General features: G+C 39.0%; 21 protein-coding genes. 8 read left to right on the top strand and 13 right to left on the bottom strand.

Translation table 11 applies throughout. The features are described from left to right. Positions 1-1,406: 1,406 nt before the first annotated feature. Positions 1,407-1,685, bottom strand: coding sequence for a hypothetical protein (locus tag SOM16_RS06700; RefSeq protein WP_320463213.1), 279 nt, complete (start codon positions 1,683-1,685; stop codon positions 1,407-1,409). Between the two features lie 280 nt (positions 1,686-1,965). Here SOM16_RS06700 and SOM16_RS06695 point away from each other — a divergent pair, with 280 nt between their 5' ends. From SOM16_RS06695 to SOM16_RS06680, 4 genes are all read left to right on the top strand, one after another. Beyond that, positions 1,966-2,349: a hypothetical protein gene (locus SOM16_RS06695; protein WP_320463212.1), complete on the top strand. Its 384-nt coding sequence runs from the start codon at positions 1,966-1,968 to the stop codon at positions 2,347-2,349. A gap of 318 nt (positions 2,350-2,667) precedes the next feature. Beyond that, positions 2,668-3,171, top strand: coding sequence for a hypothetical protein (locus SOM16_RS06690; protein WP_320463211.1), 504 nt, complete (start codon positions 2,668-2,670; stop codon positions 3,169-3,171). A 226-nt stretch (positions 3,172-3,397) separates the two neighbouring features. Further along, the gene (locus SOM16_RS06685; protein ID WP_320463210.1) at positions 3,398-5,584 is read left to right on the top strand and encodes a TonB-dependent siderophore receptor; all 2,187 of its coding nucleotides are present in this window, start codon (positions 3,398-3,400) and stop codon (positions 5,582-5,584) included. Between the two features lie 13 nt (positions 5,585-5,597). Next, positions 5,598-6,692, top strand: a complete 1,095-nt coding sequence (locus SOM16_RS06680) for a PepSY-associated TM helix domain-containing protein (protein WP_320463209.1) — start codon at positions 5,598-5,600, stop codon at positions 6,690-6,692. A gap of 128 nt (positions 6,693-6,820) precedes the next feature. Here SOM16_RS06680 and SOM16_RS06675 read toward each other — a convergent pair whose 3' ends face one another. The 5 genes from SOM16_RS06675 to SOM16_RS06655 form a co-directional block, all read right to left on the bottom strand. Then, positions 6,821-7,465 carry a hypothetical protein gene (locus SOM16_RS06675; RefSeq protein ID WP_320463208.1) on the bottom strand — a complete coding sequence of 215 codons (645 nt, stop codon included), beginning with the start codon at positions 7,463-7,465 and terminating at the stop codon, positions 6,821-6,823. Between the two features lie 215 nt (positions 7,466-7,680). Beyond that, on the bottom strand, positions 7,681-8,103 hold the full coding sequence (locus SOM16_RS06670; protein ID WP_320463207.1) for a hypothetical protein: 423 nt from the start codon (positions 8,101-8,103) through the stop codon (positions 7,681-7,683). 69 nt (positions 8,104-8,172) lie between these two features. Beyond that, positions 8,173-8,700: a hypothetical protein gene (locus SOM16_RS06665; protein WP_320463206.1), complete on the bottom strand. Its 528-nt coding sequence runs from the start codon at positions 8,698-8,700 to the stop codon at positions 8,173-8,175. A gap of 73 nt (positions 8,701-8,773) precedes the next feature. Then, positions 8,774-9,772 (bottom strand): hypothetical protein, encoded by a 999-nt coding sequence (locus SOM16_RS06660; protein ID WP_320463205.1) that lies wholly within the window; start codon positions 9,770-9,772, stop codon positions 8,774-8,776. A gap of 347 nt (positions 9,773-10,119) precedes the next feature. Next, complete coding sequence (locus SOM16_RS06655) at positions 10,120-10,710, bottom strand: PRC-barrel domain-containing protein (protein WP_320463204.1); 591 nt, start codon at positions 10,708-10,710, stop codon at positions 10,120-10,122. A 476-nt stretch (positions 10,711-11,186) separates the two neighbouring features. Between SOM16_RS06655 and SOM16_RS06650 the strand changes: the two genes are divergently transcribed. Beyond that, positions 11,187-11,672 carry a DUF4142 domain-containing protein gene (locus tag SOM16_RS06650; protein WP_320463203.1) on the top strand — a complete coding sequence of 162 codons (486 nt, stop codon included), beginning with the start codon at positions 11,187-11,189 and terminating at the stop codon, positions 11,670-11,672. 17 nt (positions 11,673-11,689) lie between these two features. Here the strand turns inward: SOM16_RS06650 and SOM16_RS06645 are convergent, their stop codons facing one another. Beyond that, on the bottom strand, positions 11,690-12,436 hold the full coding sequence (locus tag SOM16_RS06645) for a DUF72 domain-containing protein (RefSeq protein ID WP_320463202.1): 747 nt from the start codon (positions 12,434-12,436) through the stop codon (positions 11,690-11,692). Between the two features lie 965 nt (positions 12,437-13,401). Then, positions 13,402-13,755, bottom strand: a complete 354-nt coding sequence (locus SOM16_RS06640) for a helix-turn-helix domain-containing protein (protein WP_320463201.1) — start codon at positions 13,753-13,755, stop codon at positions 13,402-13,404. 116 nt (positions 13,756-13,871) lie between these two features. On the opposite strand from SOM16_RS06640, the gene SOM16_RS06635 reads away from it, so the two are divergent. Further along, a complete protein-coding gene (locus SOM16_RS06635; RefSeq protein WP_320463200.1) occupies positions 13,872-14,858 on the top strand; it encodes an MBL fold metallo-hydrolase in 987 nt (328 codons plus the stop codon). A 374-nt stretch (positions 14,859-15,232) separates the two neighbouring features. Here SOM16_RS06635 and SOM16_RS06630 read toward each other — a convergent pair whose 3' ends face one another. The 5 genes from SOM16_RS06630 to SOM16_RS06610 all read right to left on the bottom strand — a co-directional run bounded on the left by SOM16_RS06630 (position 15,233) and on the right by SOM16_RS06610 (position 20,844). After that, on the bottom strand, positions 15,233-15,694 hold the full coding sequence (locus SOM16_RS06630; protein ID WP_320463199.1) for a GtrA family protein: 462 nt from the start codon (positions 15,692-15,694) through the stop codon (positions 15,233-15,235). Continuing rightward, positions 15,694-16,365: a CDP-alcohol phosphatidyltransferase family protein gene (locus SOM16_RS06625; protein WP_320463198.1), complete on the bottom strand. Its 672-nt coding sequence runs from the start codon at positions 16,363-16,365 to the stop codon at positions 15,694-15,696. The genes SOM16_RS06630 and SOM16_RS06625 overlap by 1 nt, the downstream gene beginning before the upstream one ends. 163 nt (positions 16,366-16,528) lie before the next feature. Beyond that, a complete protein-coding gene (locus SOM16_RS06620) occupies positions 16,529-17,335 on the bottom strand; it encodes a phytanoyl-CoA dioxygenase family protein (protein WP_320463197.1) in 807 nt (268 codons plus the stop codon). A gap of 483 nt (positions 17,336-17,818) precedes the next feature. Beyond that, on the bottom strand, positions 17,819-18,823 hold the full coding sequence (locus SOM16_RS06615) for an SDR family oxidoreductase (protein ID WP_320463196.1): 1,005 nt from the start codon (positions 18,821-18,823) through the stop codon (positions 17,819-17,821). 155 nt (positions 18,824-18,978) lie between these two features. Then, positions 18,979-20,844, bottom strand: coding sequence for a TonB-dependent receptor plug domain-containing protein (locus SOM16_RS06610; RefSeq protein ID WP_320463195.1), 1,866 nt, complete (start codon positions 20,842-20,844; stop codon positions 18,979-18,981). Between the two features lie 43 nt (positions 20,845-20,887). Between SOM16_RS06610 and SOM16_RS06605 the strand changes: the two genes are divergently transcribed. Further along, complete coding sequence (locus SOM16_RS06605; RefSeq protein WP_320463194.1) at positions 20,888-22,390, top strand: PLP-dependent aminotransferase family protein; 1,503 nt, start codon at positions 20,888-20,890, stop codon at positions 22,388-22,390. A 1,536-nt stretch (positions 22,391-23,926) separates the two neighbouring features. Then, complete coding sequence (locus SOM16_RS06600) at positions 23,927-26,914, top strand: SusC/RagA family TonB-linked outer membrane protein (RefSeq protein ID WP_320463193.1); 2,988 nt, start codon at positions 23,927-23,929, stop codon at positions 26,912-26,914. Positions 26,915-26,916 lie beyond the last annotated feature (2 nt).

Genomic DNA, 26,916 nt, shown 5'->3' with positions numbered 1-26,916 from the left:
CCTATGGCATAATGCAAATTTGGTCCCGCAGATCTAAATGATCACCGCAGATTTTTACCGCTCGATTCTGCGTAAATCTTCTTAATCTGCGGGAAAACTATTTACGCGAGCAGGGTGGCGATAGCTAGGCTGCGATTGCAATTACCCTCCGTTGGAGTGGTGCCCTCAGGGCGGGGTGGTTTTTGAACTGGCTGTCTTTCCACTGCGCTTGGCTTGCCTCGGCTGGCCGCCGAAGGGCTCTCTTCTTTTTCTTGACAAAAAGAAGCCAACCCGAGCTTTTTCTGTGAGCTCATGAATACCTATAAAAATATAAACAACTGATGAATAAACTCAAGGCTTGGATCTGATGTCGGATTAGCGCGTCGAAATTTAAATGGCGGTAGCGCAAGGGCTCGATTCGACTAGTAATAAGGATTTATTTTAGGAGCCGTTCGCGCTACCTTGGGTTGTGGGGAATTTGAACGGGAGTGCAAAAATTTCAACGGCTTCTCCTTCCATCAGCTCCTAGGCCGGTGAGCAGGATGGCCATAACACGACGAGAATTAGGATGCAGACTTAGATTTATAACAAGAATGGCGATCGCTATCACTAGCTAGCAAGGCCAAACCACTGTTTCTTCGTTCTGCTCTTAGACCGGCATGGTCAATTTTTTGGGATGGCACTGACCCAGCCCAGCTACTGACTTGGATAAAAAAATTGCGAGCCGGCAGTTTTGTTTCTTTTGCTGTCAAAAGAAAAAAGGCCCGTCCGGCCAGGACACGATAATATCCTTTTAACTCGAAGCGTAAAAGAGTTTTTTTTTGTCGTATTTATCTATCGGCTGGTGTCACCAATTGCCGTAAAATTTTTCCGCTGCGCTTGACTTGCCTCGGCTGGCCGCCGAAGGGCTATTTTCTTTTCCTTGATGAAAAGAAACAAAAATCAAGGCTTGGATCTGATATTGGATTAGCACGTCGAAATTTTGATGGCGGTAGCGCAAGGGCTCGATTTGCTTTGTAATAAGGATTTGTTTTAAGGAGCCGTTCGCGCTAACTTGGGTTGTGGGGAAATTTGAACCGTTAGTGCAAAAATTTCAACGGCTTCTCCTTCCATCATCTCCTAGGCCGGATAGCAAATTGGAATAGCACGATGAGAATTAGGATGCAGATTTAGATTTATAACAAGAATGGCGATCGCTATCACTACCCCAGCAAGGCCAAACCACCGTTTCTTCGTTCTGCTCTTAGACCGGCATGGTCAATTTTTTGGAATGGCACTGACCTAGCCCATCTACTGACTTGGATAAAAAAATTGCAAGCCGGCAGTTTTGTTTCTTTTGCTGTCAAAAGAAAAAAGGCCCGTCCGGTCAGGACAAAATATAATCTTTTAATACGAAGCGTAAAAGATTATATTTTTGTAGCATTCATCTATCGGCTGGTGTCATCATTTGCCGTAAACTTTTTCCGCTGCGCTTGGCTTGCCTCGGCTAGCCGCCGAACGGCTTGTTCTTTATTCTTGATAATAAAGAACCAAACAATCAAGGCTTGGATCTGATGTTGGATTAGCGCGTCGAAATTTAATGGGCGGTAGCGCAAGGCCTCGATTTTCTTTAAATAAAGATTTTTTTGAGGAGCCGTTCGCGCTACCTTGGGTTTGAGGTAATTGAACGTTAGTGCAAAAATTTCAACGGCTTCTCCTTCCATCATCTCCTAGGCCGGATAGCAGGGTGGCAATAGCATGTGGTCATAGCAGGGTATCAATCGCTGGAGTTTGAACCGTCCTACGGCATAATGCAAATTTGGTCCCGCAGATCTAATGATCACCGCAGATTTTTACCGCTCGATTCTGCGTAAATCTTCTTAATCTGCGGGAAAACTATTTAAGCGAGCAGGGTGGCGATAGCTAGGCTGCTGTTTTTCCGCTGCGCTTGCCTATTTATATTTTAATATAAATTTTGAAACTTGTAATGCTTAGCTTTGCAACCGAATGTTGAACAGGTTAGTCGCCATATCTTTATTATTTGCGCTTATTGGGGCAAATTTTTCGCGTTTTTTCATTTATGCTGGTTTTGAAGTAAATCAAAAGTACATTGCTGAGAAACTTTGTGAAAATAAAAACCGTCCGTGGATGCACTGTAATGGCAAATGTTTTTTAATGAAAAAATTAAAACTAGCCGAAGAAAAGGAGAAAAAACAAGAGCGCAACAACCAACGGATCCATTATATGGAAGCAATGCCATCTGCAGCATTATCCTTTACCTTTCAACGACCAATATTAAGAATTATTTATCCCCAGCGCCCGGTACTCAACACCATCCATCGCGCTTTTGCTATTTTCCAACCACCTAAGTCTGTACTATTGCAGGCTTAAATTCCCAATTCCATTTTCCTTACTAAATGAATATAGCAATCTGTATTCATAGGTAACTGCGATTACTGAATTTTGTCTGTGTTTCAAAATGATCAGGTCATCTCGTGTTTAAATTGTAATTGCTAATTGCAGTTTAGCCTAGTCTATTATGCGTTTGTTTGGCTGTTTTTAGTCCAGGTTGCAGATGTGAAAAATAGGCGAATGATCTTTTACACTGCTATTTCCCTTCTACTATAGAGTAGCTTCTGGCAAAACAAAGTCATTGGCATATGAATTATGTTGGGGCATTTCTATTTACGTAATTAAGAATCCAGGAATATGAAAAATCTTATTCAAAAACATTTTGGCGCATTATTATTGGTACTGATTTGCGCAGGACTTATTTTAAGTTGCAAAAGCGAACGGAATTATAAGGCCGTCCGTGAAGAAGTAATTGATATACATAATGATGTTATGGCTGATGGAGAACAGGCAGCAAAATACCGAATGATAATGGATAGCCTTTCGAAGATTAAGATAAGGGTAAATACCGATCACCAACCAGTGGCGGATACCACAGCCGACCATAAGAAAATCTCTATGCTTATTGCAAAGCTTGATCAGGCTGAGAATCATATGATGGAATGGATGCAACGCTTCGAACCAGATACGGAAGGTAAGAGTAATGCGGAAGCCATACAATATTTCGAAGGGGAAAAGATTATGATAAAGAAATTAGACCTGGAGTATAAAACGGTGCTAAAAGCATCAGCTACTTATCTGAAAAAATTTAATATTAAGGGATTGGGGTCCATTCAGGACCACGATCACAGTAAACATTAGCGGCAGCAGACTAAATAAATAAAAGTAATTCAGGATCTCACTTATTGTTTTGCTTTCGTAGACGGCAATTCGTAGGTGCCACTGCAATGCGCTGCCTGTTTCGCTGAGAAATTTTACCCGTAAAGTAGTATTGCTCAAAATCAATCAGAAGAAATTTGGCGGTTCATCAGCATGCAAAATAATGCTTTTATTAATTTTTAAATCTGCCGCCTTAAACAGAATATAAATGAAATATATATTATTAACTGGTCTTTTTTTGATGATGGTTATTGCCGTAGCTTCGGCACAAGACCAAACAAAAGTCAAAAAGGATTCAGTTAAAACATCCAATGATACTTCAGTCAGGATACTGAACGAGGTCAAAATAAGTTCCCGTTACTACCGAAGGTATAACCTGAACAAATCTTCAATGGCTTTAAAACTAAATACACCATTACTCCAGCTGCCACAGAATATTCAGGAGATTGATCAAAGCATCATTGCCGATCAGCAATCCATCAATATCAATGAAAGCGTTACCCGGAATGTGAGTGGAGCCATTCGGAATAACAATGCCGATATGTACAACTCTTCGGTTTTTACGCGCGGTGCACAGATTACTCCTATGCGTAACGGGATGGATCTGTCCATGATTTATGCCGGGCCTAGTGCAGAAGACGCCGCAATTATTAACAGGGTAGAATTTATAAAAGGACCGTCAACCTATATCAACGGTCTTTTTGATCCTGCTGGCTCATATAATGTACTCACCAAACAGCCAATGGGGAGCAATACCAGTCAAATTAGCCTGGCAACCGGTAGTTTTAACCTGTACCGGGGAACAGTAGATCTTGATGGCAACCTGGATAAAACGGGTAAATGGCAATACCGGATAAATGCTGCCGGACAAAAGGCTAAATCTTTCCAGAAGTATAATTTTAACGATAAGCTGGTGGTAGATCCGGTAATCAAGTACAATATTAATGATCGTTCTTATATTTCAGCGGAATATCTGTTCCAGACACAGCGCTTTCAACAATATTTTTCTACGGTATTTGCGCCCGATGGATTTGCCAGTCTGCCAACTGACTTTACCATAAATGATCCGAACAAAGCACCATTTAAATCTGTAGAGCAAAACGGCTTTTTAAGTTATCACAATGCTTTTAATAAAAACTGGCGCCTCACGGTAAATGCCGCCTATGCGCAAGACCATTTAGAAGGAACATATTTTTTTGTTTCACGGTACAATGCCACCCAACCCAATCTGATTATGCGAAGGGCAACCTACGAACGTTTAAATACAGATGTGCTGGCTATCCAACCCTATATCAATGGCGAATTTAAGACAGGTGCGATTGCTCATCAGTTTTTAGGAGGTATAGATCTTAACCGAAAGAAGTTTCTTTCTTATTCTGGTGCAAATGACCCAACTGCGAACCAGACCCTTTATCCGCTTGATGCCTATAATCCTGTATATGGGATTGGTTTTGATGCCAATGTACGTACCGGCAATTTATCCGAAATTGCCACCGATCAGCAATCAATCAGTTACCAGGCCGCCTATATACAGGATGAACTTGCTATGTTGGGGAATAAACTCCGTATAACATTAGCTGCGAGATTAACTTTTAGCGAAACTGGCGTTCAAAAAAGTGCAACCAAAACCAGTTTGGGTACAACAAAAAATACGGCTTTCACCCCAAAACTTGGGTTGAGTTATTCGTTAACATCAGATTTATCTGTTTATGCACTTTTTGATCAGACTTTTACCCCGCAAAGTGGTGTAAACAGCACAAATGGTGAGGCATTTAAGCCACTCGAAGGTGAAAATCTGGAGGCTGGTCTAAAGAAAGACTGGATGGGTGGTAAATGGAATACCACAATTTCGGTTTACCGGATTATCCGTGATAACGTAAAGGTTAGCGATCCTTCTACCAATATCCAGACCCAGTTAGGGCAGACAATTTCTAAAGGAATTGAGTTCGATCTGAAAGGAGAAATTATTAAAGGCCTGAACACGGTAATTAACTATGCTTATACCGATAGCTATATTTCTAAAGACGCCAATGTGGCCAGGATAGGGTTGGTTACACCTTTTCGGGTAAAACACATTCAAAACACCTGGCTCAACTATCTTTTGCCGATTGATGATATAAAAGGTATATCTGTATCAGCAGGATATCAGTTACAGGTAGGAAGAGCTGGTCGCTATGAATTGCAAAACCTGAAACTAGCACCTCTTTTTCGGGTAGATGGTGGAATAGGCTGGTCGAATTCCCGCCTATCTGTAAATGGAATTGTAAATAATATATTGAACCGGTTTAATTATGGGAGTGCGTGGATTACACCATCTGCTGCAACCACTGGCACTTATGCCTATGTTCCGTATCCGCCTCGTGAGTTTAGGTTAAACATAGGCTATAAATTTTAACGGAAAGATGGTGATGGACTGGAAAAAACGATTAACCAAATTATCTTTCAAATTGCATGGCTGGGTAGGATTGGTAGCCGGGTTATTTTTTCTGCTTTATGGGGTAAGTGGCTCACTGCTTGTTTTTAGGCACGATTTAGACCGCTACTTTAATCCTGAACTACATAACCTTATTCCTGCCAGGAAAAAAATACCAGCGGATGAAATTTACCGGATGATTTTACGGACGCATCCTCATTTGAAAAAATTGGTTTTGCATGATTTTCCGCGCGATAAGTATGATAGTTATGAGTTTATGCTGTATAAGCGGCAGCAACATCTTGCTGATAACTATCTTTATTTCGTTTTTGTAAATCCATATACCGGAAAAATTCTAAGAGAAGGGGGCTATCAGGAGATGGCTCCGTCTTTTCTCCGCTGGATCTATACTTTTCATTATAGCCTGCAATTGGGGATACCCGGCATGTTTTTTACTGCAATTATAGGTTTAGTGATGCTTCTGTCAATGCTCACCGGAGTTATTATCTATCGAAAGCATATCTGGCAAGCGCTCCGGTTTAAGGCAGGTCTTAACCTTAAGAATTGGAGAACCGGCCTTTCTTCCCTGCATCGAATTGTAGGCGTTTGGGCATTACTTTTTAATATAGTGCTTTTTTTTACTGGCTTTTGGATGTTGAGGGAATATTTTATCCCTTCTATGTGGATACTCCCGAAACAGCAGGCCAATTATGAAGTAGCTGTAAACATTGATAGCCTGATTAGCCAGGCCCGTAAAAGTATTCCAGGTTTCGAACCCATTGCGGTGAATATTCCTACAATAAAGGATGCCGATGTTTTGGTTAGGGGAAAGATGCCTCAAACAACAAATGTATTGCTTCAGGGTAAGGCGAGTAGTATTGCTTTTGATGCCCACACCGGAACATTAAAACATTATACCGTTATTGATCAGCAGGATCTGGAAGAACGGTTGGAATATATGGCTTATAAACTTCATGAAGGTGCATTTGCAGGGATAATCCTGAAGTGGATTTACACGATCTTTGGATTAACTCCAGGTTTTCTCTCTATCACTGGCGCATTACTTTGGTTAAAAAGGAAAAAGAGGTAAATACTAAGAAAACGTTTAATAAGGGAATTTATTAACTTCAGGAAAATGTAAAAAAACACACAATCAATGGTGGTTAAGGTATGTGTAGCAAATAAATTTATGGTGATACGTATTGAGAGTTAATCTATTTAATTACAGGTAGAATTAATCAAAGTGGTTTGCTTTGTACTTTCATCCCGCGTTTGCAAACCATTACTAACAGTTACAGCATGGGTGTTTTCTACAATCTTATTTGGTGTTCCATTAACGTTTCGAGTATAGGTATATGTTTTATTGATATCAGAACGGAAATTCCCGGACGTGTAAACGTACAAGCTTGACGTTAAAATATTTCTGGATATATATCCGGTAAGAAATGATGGGATGTAGAGATCAAGTGAACCAAAAATTAAAGAACGCGCATCTGTATCAACCTTAGTGGCAACCTCTGTAGCATAATTATACGTGGTAACTCTTTTCACAGCACGCTCTTCATGATAAGTTTGCGTTAGAGAAGCAAGATTACCATTGCTATACGTAAAAATTTTGGTGTCGGTTAAAATTCCCTTGAAATAGGCTTCTATTTTAACCAGGTTTCGGTTTCCATCATAAGTCATTTGTTGCGCTGACTGGTCTTTTAAGTCGGTAATTCTGGTAACCAGTTTATCCGCAATATCAATCCGGTAAATTGGTGTACCGGAATTAGAAATAATTACCCGGTCTGATGCATATTCATAGGTTAATTTTAAACTATTGGAGTTTATAGATTTGATTTGTCCATTTTCATAACTCACAGATGCTGTTTCATTGGTTGATACCGACTCTCCCTACAGCACTTCGTATTTTGTTTCGCAGGGTCCTACCGGTGCCGGTTCATCAACTGGCTTTTCTTACAACCCAGAATAAACATAGAACTGATGGTAATCATCAATAGTGAATAGTGTATTTTAGATTTTATAAAAGTCATTATAATTAGATATTAACTAATTTTTGACCGCAATTTAGATTGTTAAAAGAAGATATCTATGTAATCTGTAGTTTCACCATCACAGTTTAGCATTTGTTGTAGCCGCCAGTATTGCCGCTTGCCACTGGCTTTAAAGATAGAAAGTCCGTTAAGTTCACAAGGCTGTCCACCATTTATAGAATTAATTTTTGAAACAATCTTCCCATTAAATTTCAATATACTGCCCTGGTTCAGGAATGTTCCTTTGATGGTGACGTACTCCTTTGATTTGGAATCTCTTTGTTCGCCTTCAATGCTATACTCGTCTTCACTAATTTCTTTGATATATACTTTACCCGGATTGGATTTATTAAAAGTAATCCACTGGATAGTAAACGAATGCAAGCCTGTTCGCACAGGTTTTATTTGTGATTGAACCGATGTGGTAAACAAAAAAAAAGAAGCAATAATTAAATTGTATCTCATTAAAATAGGTGTTGGATTATTAATGTAACAGCTGGCTGGCGCGATGATAAGAAGCCCGTATAGTTTATCTTACTGTTCTATCGGTATGCCATTAATGGATAAAGAAGTACAGGTAAGTGAAATGGCTACGTTGCCCATCGTTTCTCCATAATAGGTGGAGGAATATTGATCTGAAAAGGTAAATAAGGATGCTTTAACAAACTTAATCGTTCTAACAGGTAATTTTCCATAACTATCTGTTATCGTAACTGTACCATCAAAGCTACTTTTCCTTCCAGCCATTAGTTTGAGCATCTCATCAGGCATGTTCTTTACATCAAGATTAAGGTAAAATACGCCTGGTTTGTAACCACTAGCGGTGACGTCTGTTTTAGTAGTGGTAGAATCTTTACTTTTCCCGATGGAAGGAACAGCAACTGCATCATCATAGTATCTCGAAACCGATGTTGAGATGTTATTTAAGATAGCAGTCATCGGTTTCCCGTTCGCATTTACGCTTAACAAAATTTTAATGCGTGCTTCTTCTTGTGCGGTACTTTTCTGTGAAAGTGTAACAGAAAAAAACAATATTAGGGCGGCAGTAAATAGATTTCTCATAGTGATTTAGATTGAAATTATTTTAGTTTTTGAAATAGGTTTGTTAAGGAAATTGTTAAAAGGATAATCAGGATTAAATAATGATACTATTTAACTCGGCAACAAAACGTTCTACCTTCCTTGTGCTGAAAAAACTTTGAAGCGCAATCGCTTCCTCCTTTTGTGTTCCGGATTTTAAGAAATAAACCTGAACTTCTGTGCCCGAATAAATAAAGTTGGTAGATCTTCTAACCGTTTGTATACCATTAAAGTTGTCAAAAGAGTAGGTCTTGTTTCCAATGCCGATAGGGTTCGTTCTGGTAAGCAAACGAGAAGTTTTATCCAGGGTAATGTTTGTAAAACCCGCAAGGATGATTGAGGGTCCACCGATAAGTGTAAAAAGCAGAAAACAAATTCGCCCGATGTTGGTCTCGTGGCCCATCCAGGCGTAGGGTGTAAGTTCATGAATACCAACAGCTAATAACAGTGTGCCAAATACAACACTTCCGATCCTGTTTTTTTTGAGTGTATAAGAACCACCTTTCACGTTAAAAAACGTATAGTTATCAATTACCTGTGGCCTAAAATCTTCGGGACTATCATGAATTTCCAGTTGGCGATGAATCGTTATAATCACTTCATCTACAAAGGCTACAGCATTGGGGTCATCATTCTTTACATATGAACAAGATACCAGTATGCCCTTTCCATAACGATTATCTTTTTTGAATACCCTATAGGTATAAGAACCCATCGTGTTAGATACAGGGCTGATGCCGTAAATTCGGGAAAAAGAAATCGAAGTGATCGGCAGGAAACCCATTAGTTTTTTGCGCATGATTCCGCTATTCACATCAAATTCAATGGAGGTTCTGGCCCAGCCTAGAAACAGCACAATGATCACAAGCAGTACCAGGAGTAGTGGCATGGATGATTCCATTGAATTTTGTAGAGATTGTACATAAAACAGATACCCGGCTCCGAAGATGATGGCCAGCACTCCTGCCAAAATATAAGATAAGCCGTAAGGATAAATGGTTACCCGGTCTGACTCAATTTTCCAGCGGGTTTTAGATAGTGACTTCAGTGACAAGGGGCGTTAGATTTTGTTTTTAGCTAAACACCTTTTGACTTATTTGGTTTTAAAAATCTGTATTTAACTAAAGAATGTCAGCGCACCAACTTAAAAATTCTATCGGCTGGGTGTCTCAACCACCGAAAAATATGTCTTTAATTCGATTATGTATCAATAGCATGGGCTGGTTGGTGAGGCACCAACCCGTAGGTTAAGCGACAATACAGTTCACCAACAATATAAAAGTTTTATAAATGAAAAACGGGAATCATCCAATGGACGACTCCCGTTTAATCTAAATTAACGCTCTCAAGATAAAGACGCTTATATCCGTCATTTATTGTATAGCGTAGAATTTTTTTTTATTAGTCTTTCTTTTCAGAATGATCAATTAGTTGATGGATGGTGTTTCTTTCTTCTATCCGCTCTGGATCTACCAAAGAATCTGTATGAAAGCTATTGGCTTCTGAAACAGTGGTTCCGCGATGAATAAGATTGCCCTTATCAAAATGATGGTGTTTGTAGAAATTCTCGCGGTCTATTTCCACAATCGTTTCTTCCATACGCAATGCTGCCGGACTGCCAATCACCTGTCTGATCTTATCTTCCAATTCATGGGTAACTTCGCCAATAATGTATTGAGGCAAGGCTTTGAACTGATCCAAATGGATATCCGGTAATATCAATTCATCCTTATCTTCCGATAAACGTACGAGGCCTATAGGAATTAAAACTGTTTTTTCTTCCAGGTCTGTGCCTAGATGATCTAAATCAATAATGGTATAGCGTACCGCATTGTTCTCCGGATCAAACAGCAAATCACGTACTTTTCCAACATTTGCCCCGGCTTCGTTTTTCACTTTCCAGCCTCTAATGTCTGCCTCGCCTTTGGTAAGTTCATAACTACTATTGGAAAGTTCTTCCAGGTTGCTGTAAATTATATTTCTTGGTTCCATAGTTTAATATTTTATTGACAATTATATAAGTGTCTAATCTAAAACACATCTTTAGAATAATGGTTTTTACGATATGGAGCAAATTAGAAACGTCAACCGTGTATAAACCTTACTTAGGCGTTTAAATCATTAACTTTGAAAAGTATCTAATTATAATTCATTTTAAACCCAATCTTGTCTTCTAATCTGTTAACATCAACTATTAAACGGATTTGTTAAATTTTTTATACCGCTTTGATTAGTAAATCTTGTTTCAAGCCTTTTTTATCATCTGTAAACCTTGAATATAAAGTGGTACATCTATGCAAATTTTATTCGACGACGACCTAAAGCGTGCATTCTGACAAATTTTGCTAAACAAATTTGATTTGAGCTAAGTTCTAGACTCAAAGGTTAACTAATACCTCGCAATTATTTGATTGAGTTAGAATTCTAAATTTATGGTTTACAAGGTTACGCATTTACGCCAACGATATTTGATACCCTTAGTAATTGTAATGCTGCTAAGCGCTTGTCATAAGGAAGATCCAGGCAGCTATAATATGCCTGTAAGTAATTTTGCTGAAGCAGTTGTACGAAGATATATATATCAAATTGCGCTTGCCCAACAGATGGAAAGGCAGTCTGATGATCACTTCTTAACACTAGCAGCTAAAATAAAACGCCAGTCTGAAGAATCTATCCTGGAGATAAGTAAGGCTGCATCAACTCCTGTTGACATCAATAATATGAGTTTGCATGAAGAAGATAAGCGTAAAATAACAGAACTCAACGCTTTGTCTGGAGCTGACCATAGAAGGAGATTAATCGCACTTGTAATAGATGCAAACCAAGAACTTACGGCGTTACATGTTAGAGCGAGTTCATCCACCGGGATTGCGGATGAGGCTATTAGAGCCTGGGCAGCTAGCAAACTTCCGCTACTCAGGGAAAATCTAAGTGAAGTGCAGCAAATTAAATAATGGTTGTGCAATTTGTGTTATCGATCTGTAGTTTCATTGTCGAACATTTGCTGTAAGGTAATTGCATTTTTAGCTGCATATCCTGCTTCATCATTATCAAAATAAAGGTATACATCTTTCCCATATTCAAGCCAGGTGTGCAAAAGTCTGTAATAACCTGCTAACGATTCGTCTGAATACGATCCCTGATATTTCTCTCCGGGTCCGTGCAGCCGGATATATACAAAATCTGCGGTGCTCCATAACGGCGATTGATGTCCTGCAAGCTCGTAAATACAAAAAGCGCAGTTATACTTTTCAAGAAGGGCGTAAACCTCTGGAGTGTACCAGGTGTGATCTCTAAATTCAAGGGTGTAACGTTCGCCCTTCGGAAGTATAGATAAAAAATTTTCCAGTCGTTCTATATTAATTTTCCACCCTGGTGGCAATTGAAATAAAATAGGACCGAGTTTTTCTTTCAGACCACTTGCTGCTTCAATAAAAATTTCGATTTCTTCCTTTGAAACTTTGAGCTTTTTTAAATGGGTAAAATAGCGGTTCGCCTTAACCGAGTAAATGAAGTTTTTTGGTACTTGTTCTCTCCAGCTCTGGAAGTTATGAATTTTGGGTTGACGGTAAAAGGAGTTGTTTAACTCTACCGTTTCAAAAATGCTGGTGAAATATTTTAAATGGTCTTTCTTTTTAAGCGATTCCGGGTAAAATGTTCCTTCCCAGTGTGCATATTTCCAGCCCGATGTACCAATATAGACTTTTCCTTTTTTCATCTCCTTTATCCTAAAAAGACATTTCCCCAGATTTGGGGATCTGTAGAGAAATAAATTATTGTAGCGCAGTTGCGAGTATGGCTACTTTAGCTCGTAGCACTGGCATCAGCGTTTTGAGTCAACGCTGCAACCAGACTTAATTATATTTCCTCCGAAGGCTGCACCCGCCTAAAATCATCGATTATTTAATTGATGTAGAAAGAGATGCGGTATGTGTGTTTTGATTCTTTGCTCCATAGTTTTTACCTTTTATACTGTGAAAACAGGTTTTTAATCATGAAAGTTTAGGTAAACTATCCGACTTACTTAATTAATTTAAGTATAAATGAATATTATTGTAGTCTGGCCATAATCACTTGTATGTATGAAGTCATTTTTAGTGAATAATTTAAAAAATAGCTTGTAAATAACAGATTAATTAGCAATATTCATACTGTGAATGCGTTTTAAATGCGACAAATACTAAATTTGGCTATTCTGTGAAACGAATTGCCATGATGGTATCTTTGAATTAAATAGTTGTCTATTCTTTTTGTCTATGAGTATGGAGCAAGCCACCCTAAAAACTTGGACATCACCGGCATGTCCAAAATGTAAGAACCCTGAAACTTATCGGGTTCCAAGAAGTTTCCTGTTTAAGAAAATTTTAACAATGGTACCGATTAAAAGATATAAGTGTTACAGGTGTTTTAACCAATTCAACACGATGAGTTAATGAGCTTTGTTAAAAGATGTTCTTAACCAGTACCCGATTAGCGCTGCAGGATCATCCAACGAAGTATAAATGGAATCCTGGTTCTTTCCTTCCGTTGTGATGGTTGCAGAACAGGCTTTAAAGGCTGTAAATAACTTTCAAACCCAGGTAGATAATTGGATAATGATACATATGATGTAGCTGATGGTAAGATCAATGCTTATCAGCAATAAACAATTTGCTACGAGTTGCTCATTTTAGCTCAATTTTTTCAGCAAGATATTTTTTCTCCGCTTTTCGGACGTTCAATAATCCGGCGATCGGCCCATTTTCTTAATTCATTTATCAATGGAATCAATTCCACTGAAGCCGGAGTTAGTGAATATTCCACCTTTGGAGGAACTTCCAGGTAAACTTTTCGATTTACCATTCCATCCTGTTCCAGTTCTCTTAAGGTTTGCGTAAGCATTTTAGTTGTAATGCCCTGAAGCAACCGTTTAAGTTCGCCATAACGCAACACCGAATACTCATTAAGGTACCATAAAATACGACCCCGATACTTCCCGCCAATTCTTTGAAATGCAAAATCGACTGCACAATAGGCCTCATTTTTATCTTTTCTCATTTGCAACTAATTTTAAAATGCTGATAATCAGCTATAGATTATAAAAGGTATGTAGGGTACTTTAAAGTACATACTTGACACGAATATACCTTAATAATAGCTTTGAAGAAAAAAAAATGAATAGAAGAACCGCTTTACTTAATCTTACCGGACTGGCTTTAATTGGTTTAACAGAAACAAAAAACTTACTTGCCATGTCTGTAGCTCCAAAAAGAAATCTGGCTAATGGCTTCCATCGGTTTAAAATGGGCGATTTGGAATTTCATGTCGTTACTGATGGGCATATCTTCATGAAACCAATCCAGCCAAATTTTGCGCCAGGGATTAACAAAAATACGGTGGAGCAGGAACTCAACCGAAATTTTGCTTCTAAAGACAATGTAGAACTGAGTATTAATGTTTTAGTAGTGAAATCTGAAGAACGAGTTATTTTAATCGATAGTGGGTGTGGCGCAAACTTTGGAAAGGATTCAGGCTGGTTGATTAAAAATTTAGCCGAGGCGGGTATTCAAGTTAATCAGGTTACCGATGTAGTCATTACACATGCTCACCCTGATCATATTGGGGGACTTACCAATGAAAATGGGAAGTTGTTGTTTCCTAATTCCCAAGTCTATCTATCGCGGATTGAACACGATTTTTGGATGTCTAAAGCGCCTGACTTTTCGAAAAGCAAGATTAAAGACCCATCGCTCATCAAGTTTGTGACTGATGTAGCCAGAAAAAATATTATTGCCTTAGCTGATAAGTTACATCTATTTGAAGATGGAGATACCATTCTGGATTGCGTAACCATGCAACTTGCACCCGGACATACGCCAGGACATTGCATCGCAAAGATATTTTCAAAAGGGGAGGAGTTGTACCACATTGCAGATTTGGTTCATTCAGCAGTATTGGTTGTGGAGCATCCGGAATGGGGTTTCGATGGCGATAATGATTTCAATCTTGCTGTAGCATCCAGAATCAAAGTGATGGATCAATTAGCCAAAAAAAGATCGTTGGTATTTTCTTACCATTTGCCATGGCCAGGATTGGGGCATATGCGAAATAAAGAAAAAGCATTTGAATGGATACAGCAGCCAATGATGATACCAGATTAGATTTAATTATAAGGTATAGCAGATGAGTGTAGATTTATAATTCGATAAATTCTAATTATGGCTTCAGTAGCAGGTTAACATTCTTTAATCTAAGATCCTGCTACGGTTGCATATTTACATTTTTTACCTAAATAGAATTAAAGTTTATACTAAAAAATAGATGTTTAAGTGTATCTTACTTATCCTTTTGAAAAAAAAAACATATTTGCATCTTCTTCAGGATTAGCGAAATTTTACTGTTGGGTGGGTTACTGTTTTGAGAATGAATAGTTACTAACGATGATCAGGCAGGGGGGAAGCAGCGTCTGAAGATTTAAACGTTTGTGTTTTGAGTGCGCAATGGTTAGTTCATTTTAAAAATCTATGATCTTTTCTTATGAATGTGCAGCGAGAATCTCCTGTTCCTCCCCGTTAGATTTTTCTGTTTCACCTGCATAGGTTTTAAAAACCCAAAGCTTCATCATCGGATAATTAAATCCATAGGAAACTACACTGTCTACCAATAATCTTCCCAACCGGTAATCCAGATTAAAGCTCCGTTGCAACAGGAAAGTACCTGCTGATTTTAAGGATATACTTCCAAGCACAACGGTAGAGAATTTCAGGAATTGTTTTTTAGGCGATGCAGCGTATTCCTTTCCATCGTTAAAAGCCCAGAATCTGTTTAAGCAAAAATTTACGATTCCGCCTAAAGTGCCGGAAAGGAGAATGGATATGGCAAAGTGGATTCCAATAATTTCAGTAAATAAGATCATTAGCCCATAATCTGTTAATCCTCCTGAAAATGCCGACACCTGTGCCTTTAGGAAAATACCTATCGATTTTTTCTTACTCATTATTCCCTTTCTTTGCGATCGCGGTCATTGCCAAGTTCCAGCAATGCGTTCGTATCTTTCAAGTTTATCACCAATAGAATAAGTGCGGTAGTGAGCGCAGAATAAGTTATCGATCTGGGGATGATCGCTTCAAGAATTAATATCACTCCAATAATTACCCTGAGTTCTGTTGGTCCAAGCAGGCCTGCATCAATTCTATAAACACCCAGTATTTTGTATCTTAGTAAAGAAATAATCATCGACCAGCCATACAAAACAACAAATAGGAAGCTTAATATTCGGGTAGATTCTGTAGCATAAAAATAGTAACCAATTCCAATTAGGATGATGCTTAACCAATCCATAATAATGTCCAATGCAAATCCGTACCATTTTCTGGCAATGCCCCGATAGTAGGCCAGTCTTCCATCCAGCGAATCGCCAAACCAATTGATAAAAAGACCGATAATTCCAATTAAGATAAAAGATCCGCCGAAATAGGCATTAAGCAAAAATCCCGCACACACCACCATCGAACCAAACATACCTATTGCAGTCATGATATTTGGCGTAATAAAGCCTGGTATCTGCCTGAGCAGAAAGTGAATAAATTGTTGCTCCCCCGCTCTTAAAATATTTGTCCGTTTTCTGTCTGCAAAAATTTGCGCACGTTCTGTTGTTTTATTTTTCATTTAAATTAATGCCTATACTTAAGGCAAGTCAATATCAATATGCTGTTGCAGGGCGAATTAGTCTTCCACTAATTTTTTTTCGTAAAGATGTGATGAAAGTCATTTGACGCTTTAGTTTACCTGATCGCGCAAGATAACTCAAAATTAGGATTATTAGCATATTTTACTTGACTATTCCAGCAAAACGCTGATAAAATACAGTTGGACTATTTTCATTTTTAGGTGCATATTTTCCGGCGATGATCGGGATGTAGATTACTCTTCTACGGCTTTCCTCTCCACGAAGTGATGATTGCGCCACACGGTGCCAAAGTCTTCCATCATGAACCGTTAAGTCACCTGCTTCTGGCAGGATTGATATTTCATTTTTATCAGCACGGTTATCAATGAAGTATTTTTTACGAAAAAGCATTTGATAAATACTTTGTTTATGAGTACCCGGAATAATTTTTAAACCACCATTTGCTTCTGTCTGCGTACTCAGATGTACACCAACATTTAACATAGGATTCAGCTTTCCACCATAAAAAATATCTCTCAATCCATCGGTATGCCAGCCCATTTTGGTAAAGCCACTTTCAGGACCATTTACATAATGGTTAAAAACCATTCCATCTTTCTCCTCTATGCCCAACCTTGATTCATCACCGGCAAGTGGTAAAAGCGCAGATAACCTTGGATCAAGCAATAATCCGCTCAATGTTTTATGGTGCTGATTGATAAAAGCGAAGCGCTGCACAATTTTTTCGCCATCAATATCTTTTCCATACTTAATTGGCACACCATTAATTTTACGAACATCTGCATTAATCCAGTCTCTTTGAACCTCTTTAGATGCCTCAATTATAGACCCTACAGTGGGCTTGGTAATAAAGTTTTTGAAATGGATAAACCCGTGAATATTGAAAAATTCGATCTGCTCTTCGGTGAGCTTTTCTGATAAGGTAAACGTTGGATACGATGATGCCATGGAAGAAAATTTTATAGTTGGAAATGATGAATTGGTTGGTGAGAATTATGCGCAACAACAACACATTCGCATTTGCAATGTCATTGGTGCTATCGAAGAATAAAACAGGTTTGTTTTACTATACATAATCTATAGAATTAGTAGTGTACATTGCAAACTTAACATTTTTTTAATATTAAAAAGAACAATGTAACATTTTTTTTTCTAAATAAATTAGTGATCTTAAATATTTAGTTTTAAGTTATCGGCCAAAAAAGCGGGCGTGGCCTGATAGCGCCTAAGATTTATGACTTTAAATATGCTTTTCTAAATCGCTAAACCTGTTTTAGCGAAGTTGGGCATGAACAAATCCATAAAGTGCCGGAAATTTCTTCTTACATTATTCTGATTTATAATAGCTGTAGGCTGGTCTGTTTTAGGGGGTGACGTGTTAAATTAAGAATTGCATTAACCCTCAGAACCTGAAAGTTAATGCATCTTTTATTAAGGCTGTCCAGATCCTCCGGCTGCGCCATAGATCTGACCGGTAGAGAAACTGGCGTCATTTGCGGCAAGTTGCACATAAATGGAAGCCAGCTCGGCTGGTTGACCGGGGCGGCCCAGCGGGGTATCTTTCCCAAAACCTTTAAGTTTTTCTGGTGTTGATCCACCGCCCATTTGTAATGGTGTCCAGATTGGTCCAGGTGCTACGCCATTTACGCGAATACCTTTCGGACCTAGTTGTTTTGCCAGAGATTTTACAAAATTTGTTGTTGCGGCTTTGGTTTGTGCATAATCAAACAAATCTGGTGATGGATCAGTAGCTTGTACAGAAGTAGTACCGATGATGGAAGAACCTGGTTTTAAATAGGGTAAAGAAGCTTTGATAATCCAAAAAGGCGCATAAATATTGGTTTTAATGGTCCAGTCAAATTGCTCAGTGGTAATGTCTGCAATGGATGGATTGGATTGCTGGCGGGCGGCATTGCTAATCACAATGTCTAAACCACCGAGTTGTTTTGCAGCTTCATCAACCAACTTTTTACAGAAGTTTTCATCCCTGATATCACCTGGAATGGCAACTGCTTTTCTACCTGCTTTTTTAATCAATTCAACCACTTCACGTGCATCAGGTTCCTCTTGCGGTAGATAATTAATTGCAACATCAGCGCCTTCGCGTGCATAGGCAATTGCTGCGGCTCTCCCCATACCCGAATCGCCACCGGTAATGAGGGCTTTTCTTCCCATTAAACGGCCAGAGCCTTTGTAGCTGGTTTCTCCATGATCTGGTTTCGGATCCATTTTGCTGGATAATGCCGGCCAGGGTTGATTCTGATGTATAAAAGGTGGTCGTGGGTATTTTGTTGTCGGATCCTGTAAATCTGCAGGGCCAAAATTAACTCCCGCTGGGGAAACAGCGTTGCTTAAAATAGGAGATGCTGCAACTGCAGCCATTGCTAAACTCAGACCGCCCAAGGCCTTCCGTCTACTCATTTTATCATTTTCCATATGATGTTTTTCTATAGGTGTATCTTTAAAACCCTTTCAGTTTTTTTTGGTTTCAGATTTCTATAAACAAAAAACAATGAGTAGGATATGAAAATATATTTCCAGCTGTTATACACTGAAAACACCTGGAAATATACTGTTTGTAGACTAATTTATTAGAAACTTACAAACTTTACACCTAAACTTACCCAGCGAGAAGGCAGTGGAATAGTGCCAATCTCCACATACCGGGCGTCTAAAATATTTTGCGCATCGAAGTAAATAGTGAATTTTTGAATCGCCTGGCTGATTCTGAAATCATTTACCCAATAGGATTTTCCTACTATCCGTTGGTTAAAACGTGTGGCCACTAAGAATGAAAAGTTCAGGTATTTAATATCGATGGTATTGGTAACCTGGTGTTTCAACGAGGCAAGCTGGTACCTGGAAGAAATTCCGGCTTCCATATCTCCAAATTTAGAATCAAGATAAGAATAGGCCAGGTTTACGTTCATTTTTGTTTGCTGATTAATGGCCAGATTATAGTTCGAGCGGAAATTAATGCCCTTGGTAATCATTGTTCCCAGGTTATTGGCTTCAAATGGTTCTGTACTTACCAATCTGGTGTAATCAATAAAATTGCTAATTCTGCGGTAGAAGAAATTGGAGTTAAAGGTAAAATCACCTTTTAAAATTTTAAATCCTATTTCGCTTTGGAATGCATTTTCCGGTGTAACATTAGGATTGCCAATGTTACCGGGACGCTGGTTCAGGTACAGATCGGTAAAAGAAGGAAGCCTTTGACTGGTACCTATACTTCCAATAATCTTGAAGGCATCAACAATGGCATAACTTGCATCCAGACCCGGGTAGACCTGCCACTTATATGAAGAATTGTAATTGACATAAGTACCAAGATTCACATTTAATTTTTCAGTTAGAAACGTCCTGTATTGTGCATAAATTCCTATGTTTTCACGTTGATGCTTGCCAATGTTAGAGGAATTAATAGCATCACTCCTCGCTTCGGCACCCAGACCTAACTCGCCCTTATTGGTTTTGTAGGTGCTATTTACCTCTGCAGCGAAAGAATTTGTAGCATGCTTACTGATGCCTGCATTAAGATTTGTAGATCCAAAATAGCGGTAATCGTCGAAATTATAACGATAACTCAATCTTGGTGTAAGGGTCCATTTTGCAGAAAGCAAATGTTTCGATTGTACAGAGGCCAGGGTGGTTTGAACGGCTTCGGTTGAATTCCGGTCGCCAGGTGCGGCATAAAATCCATTGGCACCAAATTCATTTTTGGTATAGCCAAATGAGGTCATGATTTCATTCGCGCTATCAATTTGAATATTTCCCAGGTAAAGGAGCTTTGTATTTTCGAATTGAGTATTAAATCGATAACCATTACTTTGATCACGTGAGCCAAATATAGAATGCTGATGACTTTTTTTAGTTAACACTGCACCTGCCTGAACACCGGCACCATAAAATGTTTTTCCACTGCCCTCTGTATTTTTTTCGAAATTAGAGCCTGCATAAGAATCAATCAAGAAGCCAGATTTAGTTGGTTTCTTCGTGATAATGTTAATTGCGCCAGTTAAACTATTGATGCCATAAATCCGGGCTGCTGGTCCGCGAACAATTTCAATCCGCTCGATGGCCTCTACCGGAATGGGCAGATTGAGCATGTTGTGAGCGGTTTGCGTATCGATAATTTTAATACCGTTTAACAGCACAACAGTTTGTTCGAAACTTCCACCATCTATGCTAATATCTGCCTGGCTTCCAAAGGGACCCCTTTGCCTGAGGTCGACACCATTTGCATATTGCAGCAACTCCTGGATGGTACGGCCGGGTAATTTAGCAATCATGGCCTTGTCTATAATGTAAACGTTTCTGTTTTGTTTAGATATTGGTGTGTTAAATCCATTCTCATTAATCTCTACATCTTTAAAAGTGATTACGGTATCTTGTTTTTGTTGCGCATACACATTCGCACTCCACAGTAGTGGTATTATCAGGTAAATTTTTTTCATTACTTATAAATTTCTGCAAAAATAGTATCTTGCCGTACCAGTAATGTATACCAGTTTCGATATAATGGATAGTCCGGTTCAAATTCCCTTTAAAAGTTTCATTCAGATTAAGGCAAACGATGCTACCCCGATTTATTTACAGGTCATCTTTGAATTTATTAAAGCGATTCAGTTAGGTTTACTTCCGGAAGGAACCAAAATTCCGGGTACACGTGTGCTCTGTAAACTACTAGAAATTAATAGAAATACGTTAATTAAAGCTTTTGAGGATTTAGAATCTCAGGGTTTTATAGAAATCAGGCCAAATAAGGGTACGTTTATCTTATCAGATCAGAAACAGCATCAGCCTAAAAGGGGAGCCTCAAAATCTGTGGAAGTAGGTGTTCAAGCCTTTACATTTAAACATTCTTCAGTACTGGAAAGTCCGCTGGAGTGGAGTAACCTTCCCTTGCAGTTTAATGATGGACTACCAGATTTGCGACTGATCCATACCGATATTCTGGCAAGATTATACGTTTCGAAACTCAAGCGACAGAAAATTCGGCAACCATGGGAACAAATTCAAACCCAGTCTCATCAGCATTTTAAAAAGCAATTTTTCAATTTTTTAAATTTAACCCGCGGCTTGCGGATTTCTGAAGCCAATTTATTAACCACCACCAGTCATGAGGTGAGTTTATTTTTAGTTGCAAAGCTGCTAATCTCAGCAGGAGATTACGTAGTGGTGGGTACGCCTGGGTATTATTTGTCCAATATGACGTTAACCGATAGTGGTGCAAAAATAGTTCCGGTACCGGTTGATGAAGAGGGAATTAATGTAGAAGCATTAAGGAAAGTTTGTGAAGCGCAAACCATCAGGATCGTTTACCTCACCTCAATTTATCATTATCCAAGTACGATTTCGCTGAGTGCTAAAAGGAGGATAGAAATTTTAGAACTGTCTAACCAGTATGGTTTTGTGATCCTGGAAGATGATTATGATTTCGACTTTCATTTAGATAATAATCCGATTTTGCCCTTGGCGGCGATTGATTCAAATGAGCGGGTGGTTTATATAGGGTCGTTTGTGAGATCATTACCCGCCGGTTTTGGTTATGGCTTTGTTGCAGCACCAGCAGCATTTATTAAAGAATTGGAGAAACACCTCAGTATTCTCGAACCGGGAATAGATGTGATTAAAGAACAGGTATTAACGGATTGGATTCAGGATGGGGAAGTACACCGGCTATCTAAAAAGAATAAAGTAATTTACAAGGAGCGCCGGGATCATTTCGCATCGCTGTTGAATGCTAAGTTGGAAAGTAGAATCCGCTTCAAAATCCCTGCCAGAGGCCTTGCTATCTGGATTGAGTGGCTGGATAGCTTCAACCTGATCAGAATGCAGAAGAAATGTGCAGAGAATGGTTTGTTTTTGCCGAAAACGGTTTTGTATCAAAGTAAAAACTTTACTGCAACCCGTTTAGGATTTGGGAGTTTGCATTTGCAGGAGATGGAAAAGGCTGTCGAAATTTTGGCAAAATCGCTTGATGCTGTAATTGATTATTAACCAGCTTCTTCGTTTGGTGTTATCAACCATTTTTGCATTTTGTATTGCGATTTGCACCAAAGAACCCATGGTTTGGTGGCTCACCAACCATTTTACCATCACTTTGGCTTGCCTCGGCTAGCCGCCGAAGGGCTTTTACTTTTGGCTTGGCCCAAAAGTAACAAAAACCCAAGGCTTGGACCTAATGTCGGATTAGCTCGTCGAAATTTAAATGGCGGTAGCACAAGGGCTCGATTTGGCTTTTAATGAAGATTTGTTTTTAGGAGCCGTTCGAGCTACCTTGGGTTTGGGCTATTTGAAACGGTAGTGCAAAAATTTCAACGGCTTCTCCTTCCATCATCTCCTATGCCAGATAGCGAGTTGGAAATAGCATGGTACTTCATTAGATTTGTTATGTTTCTTAATACGAATATAGGTTTTTAAGGTATCTCATGAACGGTGGTTTAAAGCGGTCGTCATCCTGAACATGATTCAGGACCTAAGTTTTAATATTATTGATTATTTCAATCGCGAGGTGCGAAGAATGTTTTTTCTTGCGCCCTTTCCCATCCGGGGAAAGGTGCCGTTAGGCGGATAGGGGCTTTTTCTCCTTCCATCATCTCCTATGCCAGATAGCGAGTTGGAAATAGCATGGTACTTCATTAGATTTGTTATGTTTCTTAATACGAATATAGATTTTAGGGTATCGCATAAACGGTGGGTTAAAGCTGTCGTCATCCTGAACTTAATTCAGGACCTCTGTTTTAATATTACTAATTTTTTCAATCGCTAGGTGCGAAGAATGTTTTTCTTGCGCCCTTTCCCATCCGGGGAAAGGTGCCGTTAGGCGGATAGGGGCTTTTTCTCCTTCCATCATCTCCTATGCCGGATAGCGGGATGGAAATAGCATGGTGCTTCATTAGGTTTGTTATGCTTCTTAATACGAATATAGGTTTTTAAGGGTATCTCATGAACGGTGGTTTAAAGCGGTCGTCATCCTGAACATGATTCAGGACCTAAGTTTTAATATTATTGATTATTTCAATCGCGAGGTGCGAAGAATGTTTTTTCTTGCGCCCTTTCCCATCCGGGGAAAGGTGCCGTTAGGCGGATAGGGGCTATTTCTCCTTCCATCATCTCCTATGCTAGATAGCGGGATGGAAATAGCATGGTGCTTCGTTAGGTTTGTTATGCTTCTTAATACGAATATAGGTTTTAGGGTATCGCATAAACGGTGGGTTAAAGCGGTCGTCATCCTGAACATGATTCAGGACCTAAGTTTTAATATTATTGATTATTTCAATCGCGAGGTGCGAAGAATGTTTTTTCTTGTGCCCTTTCCCATCCGGGGAAAGGTGCCGTTAGGCGGATAGGGGCTTTTTCTTAGTAAATAAATAGATTACTTAATATTTTATTAAAACAGCAGCAGGTATTTAACAATTTGATAATGCTAGCTGACCAAATTCCTAACCCTGTAGTTTCATCTTTGTGGCACATTTAAAGCGCCCGTTGGCGGTGGCTGAAAGAGGTATTCCAAACAATCATAACCAATTATTCATGAAACAAAATTACAAATTCAATTATTTGTCTTTGATCGGAAAATGGCAAAGCCTTGCCGTATTCCTGATGCTTATTTCACTTAATGTGTTTGCTCAAAACATTAAAACCATCACGGGTAAGGTAGTCGATGAGACCAATCAACCTGTTCCAGGCACTAGCATTAGAATTAAAGGAAGCAAAGTTGGAACATCAACCAATTCTGATGGGGTATATCAAATCCAGGTTAAAAGTGGAGATGTGCTAGTGTATTCTATGCTCGGAAGTGTAACCAAAGAAGTTATTATAGGTAACCAAACCAGCATCAACATTACGTTAATGCCTGATAACCAAACGCTGAAAGATGTGGTCGTAATTGGTTACGGAACTGCAAATAAAAAGGATTTAACAGGGGCGGTAACTTCCATTAAATCAGAAGAATTTAATCAGGGTGTAATGGTTAATCCGGCACAGCTTTTACAAGGAAAGGTAGCCGGACTAAATGTAACCAAAAGCGGCGATCCAAATGCCCGGCCCTCTACCATTCTGCGTGGCCCATCTACGTTAAGAGAAGGTGCGGCACAAGAGCCATTTTATGTAATTGATGGCGTTCCGGGTGCTTCTATTGATTTACTGGCACCATCTGATATCGAAAATATAGACATTTTAAAGGATGCATCTTCCACCGCTATTTATGGTTCAAGAGCAGCAAATGGGGTAATCATTGTAACAACCAAAAGATCTAAAAATGGTCAGGGACGTTTATCTTATAGTGGTTATGCTGCGGTAGAGAACGTGTCGAAAAAATACGAAATGTTATCTGCACCGGAGTTAAGACAGTATCTGGCAGATAACAAGCAGACCTTAAATCCGATTGATGATGATGGTTCTGATACCAACTGGCAATCATTATTGGAAAAAACAGGCTACTCTCAAAATCATAACCTTTCTTATGGAGGTTCGGGGCAGTCTTCAGATTATGGCGCCAGCGTAAACTACCTGGATAACAAAGGGATCTTAAAGAATACATCGTTAAAAAGAACAGTTGTGCGTGCATACCTGAATGAAAAGTTTTTTAACGACAGGTTAAAACTAGGTTTGACCATTACCAACAGTAATTCCAAAAGTTCAGATATCTACCAGTCTCAGGCTTTGCCAAATATGCTTTTCTATTTGCCAACCGTGAGTCCATTTAATACGGATGGATCTTATAAAGAAAATTATAACCGTACAGGTAGTGGTACACGTAACCCTTTATCTATTGTAGATAACAATAATATTGATAACCTGAACAACAAAACGTTGATTAACGGGATGGCTCAATTGAATATTATTGATGGGTTGAAGTTTACAGCAAGTGTATCTTCGCAAAGAGATCAAAATAACTACAGTACTTTTTTAAATAGCCAGTCTGGATTAGCACGTGGCGTAAACGGACAAGCACAAAAAATAGACGTTTTAAATAAGAGTCAGGTATTGGAAGGATATTTCAATTATGATAAGACTTTTGGAAAACACAGCTTAAAATTGCTTGGTGGTTATTCATGGCAGGAAGATAGAACCAACGATGGGTTTGGTGTAACTACACAAAATTTTTCGAACGATAACTTAGGTTATAACAACCTGTTCCTTTCTAATCCATCTTTACTATCTCAAATTGCATTTAACAATGCGCCCATATCTACACTAAGATTAATCTCTTATTATGGCCGGGTACAATACAATTACAATGAAAAATATTTATTTCAGGCTTCGTTACGGGATGATGGTTCTTCTGCATTTGGTAGAAATAACCGTTGGGGCTTGTTTCCAGCTGTTTCTGCCGGATGGAGAATTATAGGTGAAGAATTTATGCAGGCCGTTCCAGTCATCAGCGATTTAAAACTGCGTGCTGGTTACGGTGTATCGGGCAATAGTTTAGGTTTCGATGCCTTTTCTTCTTTACTCATTTATGGCACGCTTTCAGGAAGTAACAAATTCTTAAACAATGGGAACATCAGCAATGCGATTGGACCAGTAAGAAACGAAAATCCTAATCTGAAGTGGGAAAGTACAGCCACTACCAATATTGGTTTGGATTTTGGATTATTAAGTGATAGAATTACAGGTTCGGTAGATTTCTATGTGAAAGAAACATCTGATCTGATTTACGACCGTTACGAGGTATCTACCACGCAGTTTTTCTTGCCAACCATTACCGCAAACGTTGGTAAAATAAAAAATACGGGGATAGAGCTTTCATTAAATGCTGTAGCGGTTAAAACTGATAATTTTAAATGGACAACCTCACCAAATCTGGCCACCAATAAAAATAAGATCGTCACTTTATCAGATGATTTTTATAAAATAGCCGCTATCCAAACAGCGCAGTTGGGCGGTAAAGGCCAATCCGGAAATTTCAGTCAGCTGATTCAGCCTGGCTATTCGCTTGGTACCTTTAACCTATGGAACTACGCTGGCAAGAATGCAGCAGGTGTAAGTACCTATATTAATGCCTCCGGACAAACCATTGCCACACAACCTTTAACCACTGATGCAAAAATTGCTGGTGATGCACAACCCAAACTCATTTATGGCTGGGCAAACAGTTTCAACTACAAAAGCTGGGATTTAAACTTCCTGGTACGTGGTGTATTGGGAAATAAAATTTTAAATGCGACAGCGGCAGCTTTAAATAACCCGGCTGATGCTAAATTGCAGAATATTCCACGCAGTACCATAGGCGAATCGTTCAATGATATCAATGCCTACCTCATTTCCGATCGTTATCTGGAAAGTGGTTCTTACCTGCGTCTGGATAACGCTACTGTAGGTTATACCATCAGACCTAAAAACCCATCAATTAAATCCATTAGATTATATGTAACAGCTAATAATCTTTTTGTGATTACGAATTACAGCGGTATTGATCCGGAAATTAACATTGGTGGCTTAACTCCGGGCATTGATAATAATAACTTTTATCCTAAAACAAAAACCTTCAGCTTTGGTGTAAGTGCATCATTCTAATC

The sequence above is a fragment of the Pedobacter sp. CFBP9032 genome, from assembly GCF_034045265.1.
Lineage (GTDB): Bacteria > Bacteroidota > Bacteroidia > Sphingobacteriales > Sphingobacteriaceae > Pedobacter.
Note: the sequence above shows the minus strand (reverse complement) of the source record. Positions and strands in the feature narration are given on the sequence as shown.

Coding starts and splice junctions, on each gene's coding strand:
- SOM16_RS06700 (WP_320463213.1), bottom strand. CDS start 1,685: ATGATGGAAGGAGAAGCCGTTGAAATTTTTGCACTAACGTTCAATTAC.
- SOM16_RS06695 (WP_320463212.1), top strand. CDS start 1,966: ATGTTGAACAGGTTAGTCGCCATATCTTTATTATTTGCGCTTATTGGG.
- SOM16_RS06690 (WP_320463211.1), top strand. CDS start 2,668: ATGAAAAATCTTATTCAAAAACATTTTGGCGCATTATTATTGGTACTG.
- SOM16_RS06685 (WP_320463210.1), top strand. CDS start 3,398: ATGAAATATATATTATTAACTGGTCTTTTTTTGATGATGGTTATTGCC.
- SOM16_RS06680 (WP_320463209.1), top strand. CDS start 5,598: ATGGACTGGAAAAAACGATTAACCAAATTATCTTTCAAATTGCATGGC.
- SOM16_RS06670 (WP_320463207.1), bottom strand. CDS start 8,103: ATGAGATACAATTTAATTATTGCTTCTTTTTTTTTGTTTACCACATCG.
- SOM16_RS06665 (WP_320463206.1), bottom strand. CDS start 8,700: ATGAGAAATCTATTTACTGCCGCCCTAATATTGTTTTTTTCTGTTACA.
- SOM16_RS06655 (WP_320463204.1), bottom strand. CDS start 10,710: ATGGAACCAAGAAATATAATTTACAGCAACCTGGAAGAACTTTCCAAT.
- SOM16_RS06645 (WP_320463202.1), bottom strand. CDS start 12,436: ATGAAAAAAGGAAAAGTCTATATTGGTACATCGGGCTGGAAATATGCA.
- SOM16_RS06640 (WP_320463201.1), bottom strand. CDS start 13,755: ATGAGAAAAGATAAAAATGAGGCCTATTGTGCAGTCGATTTTGCATTT.
- SOM16_RS06635 (WP_320463200.1), top strand. CDS start 13,872: ATGAATAGAAGAACCGCTTTACTTAATCTTACCGGACTGGCTTTAATT.
- SOM16_RS06630 (WP_320463199.1), bottom strand. CDS start 15,694: ATGAGTAAGAAAAAATCGATAGGTATTTTCCTAAAGGCACAGGTGTCG.
- SOM16_RS06625 (WP_320463198.1), bottom strand. CDS start 16,365: ATGAAAAATAAAACAACAGAACGTGCGCAAATTTTTGCAGACAGAAAA.
- SOM16_RS06620 (WP_320463197.1), bottom strand. CDS start 17,335: ATGGCATCATCGTATCCAACGTTTACCTTATCAGAAAAGCTCACCGAA.
- SOM16_RS06615 (WP_320463196.1), bottom strand. CDS start 18,823: ATGGAAAATGATAAAATGAGTAGACGGAAGGCCTTGGGCGGTCTGAGT.
- SOM16_RS06610 (WP_320463195.1), bottom strand. CDS start 20,844: ATGAAAAAAATTTACCTGATAATACCACTACTGTGGAGTGCGAATGTG.
- SOM16_RS06605 (WP_320463194.1), top strand. CDS start 20,888: ATGTATACCAGTTTCGATATAATGGATAGTCCGGTTCAAATTCCCTTT.
- SOM16_RS06600 (WP_320463193.1), top strand. CDS start 23,927: ATGAAACAAAATTACAAATTCAATTATTTGTCTTTGATCGGAAAATGG.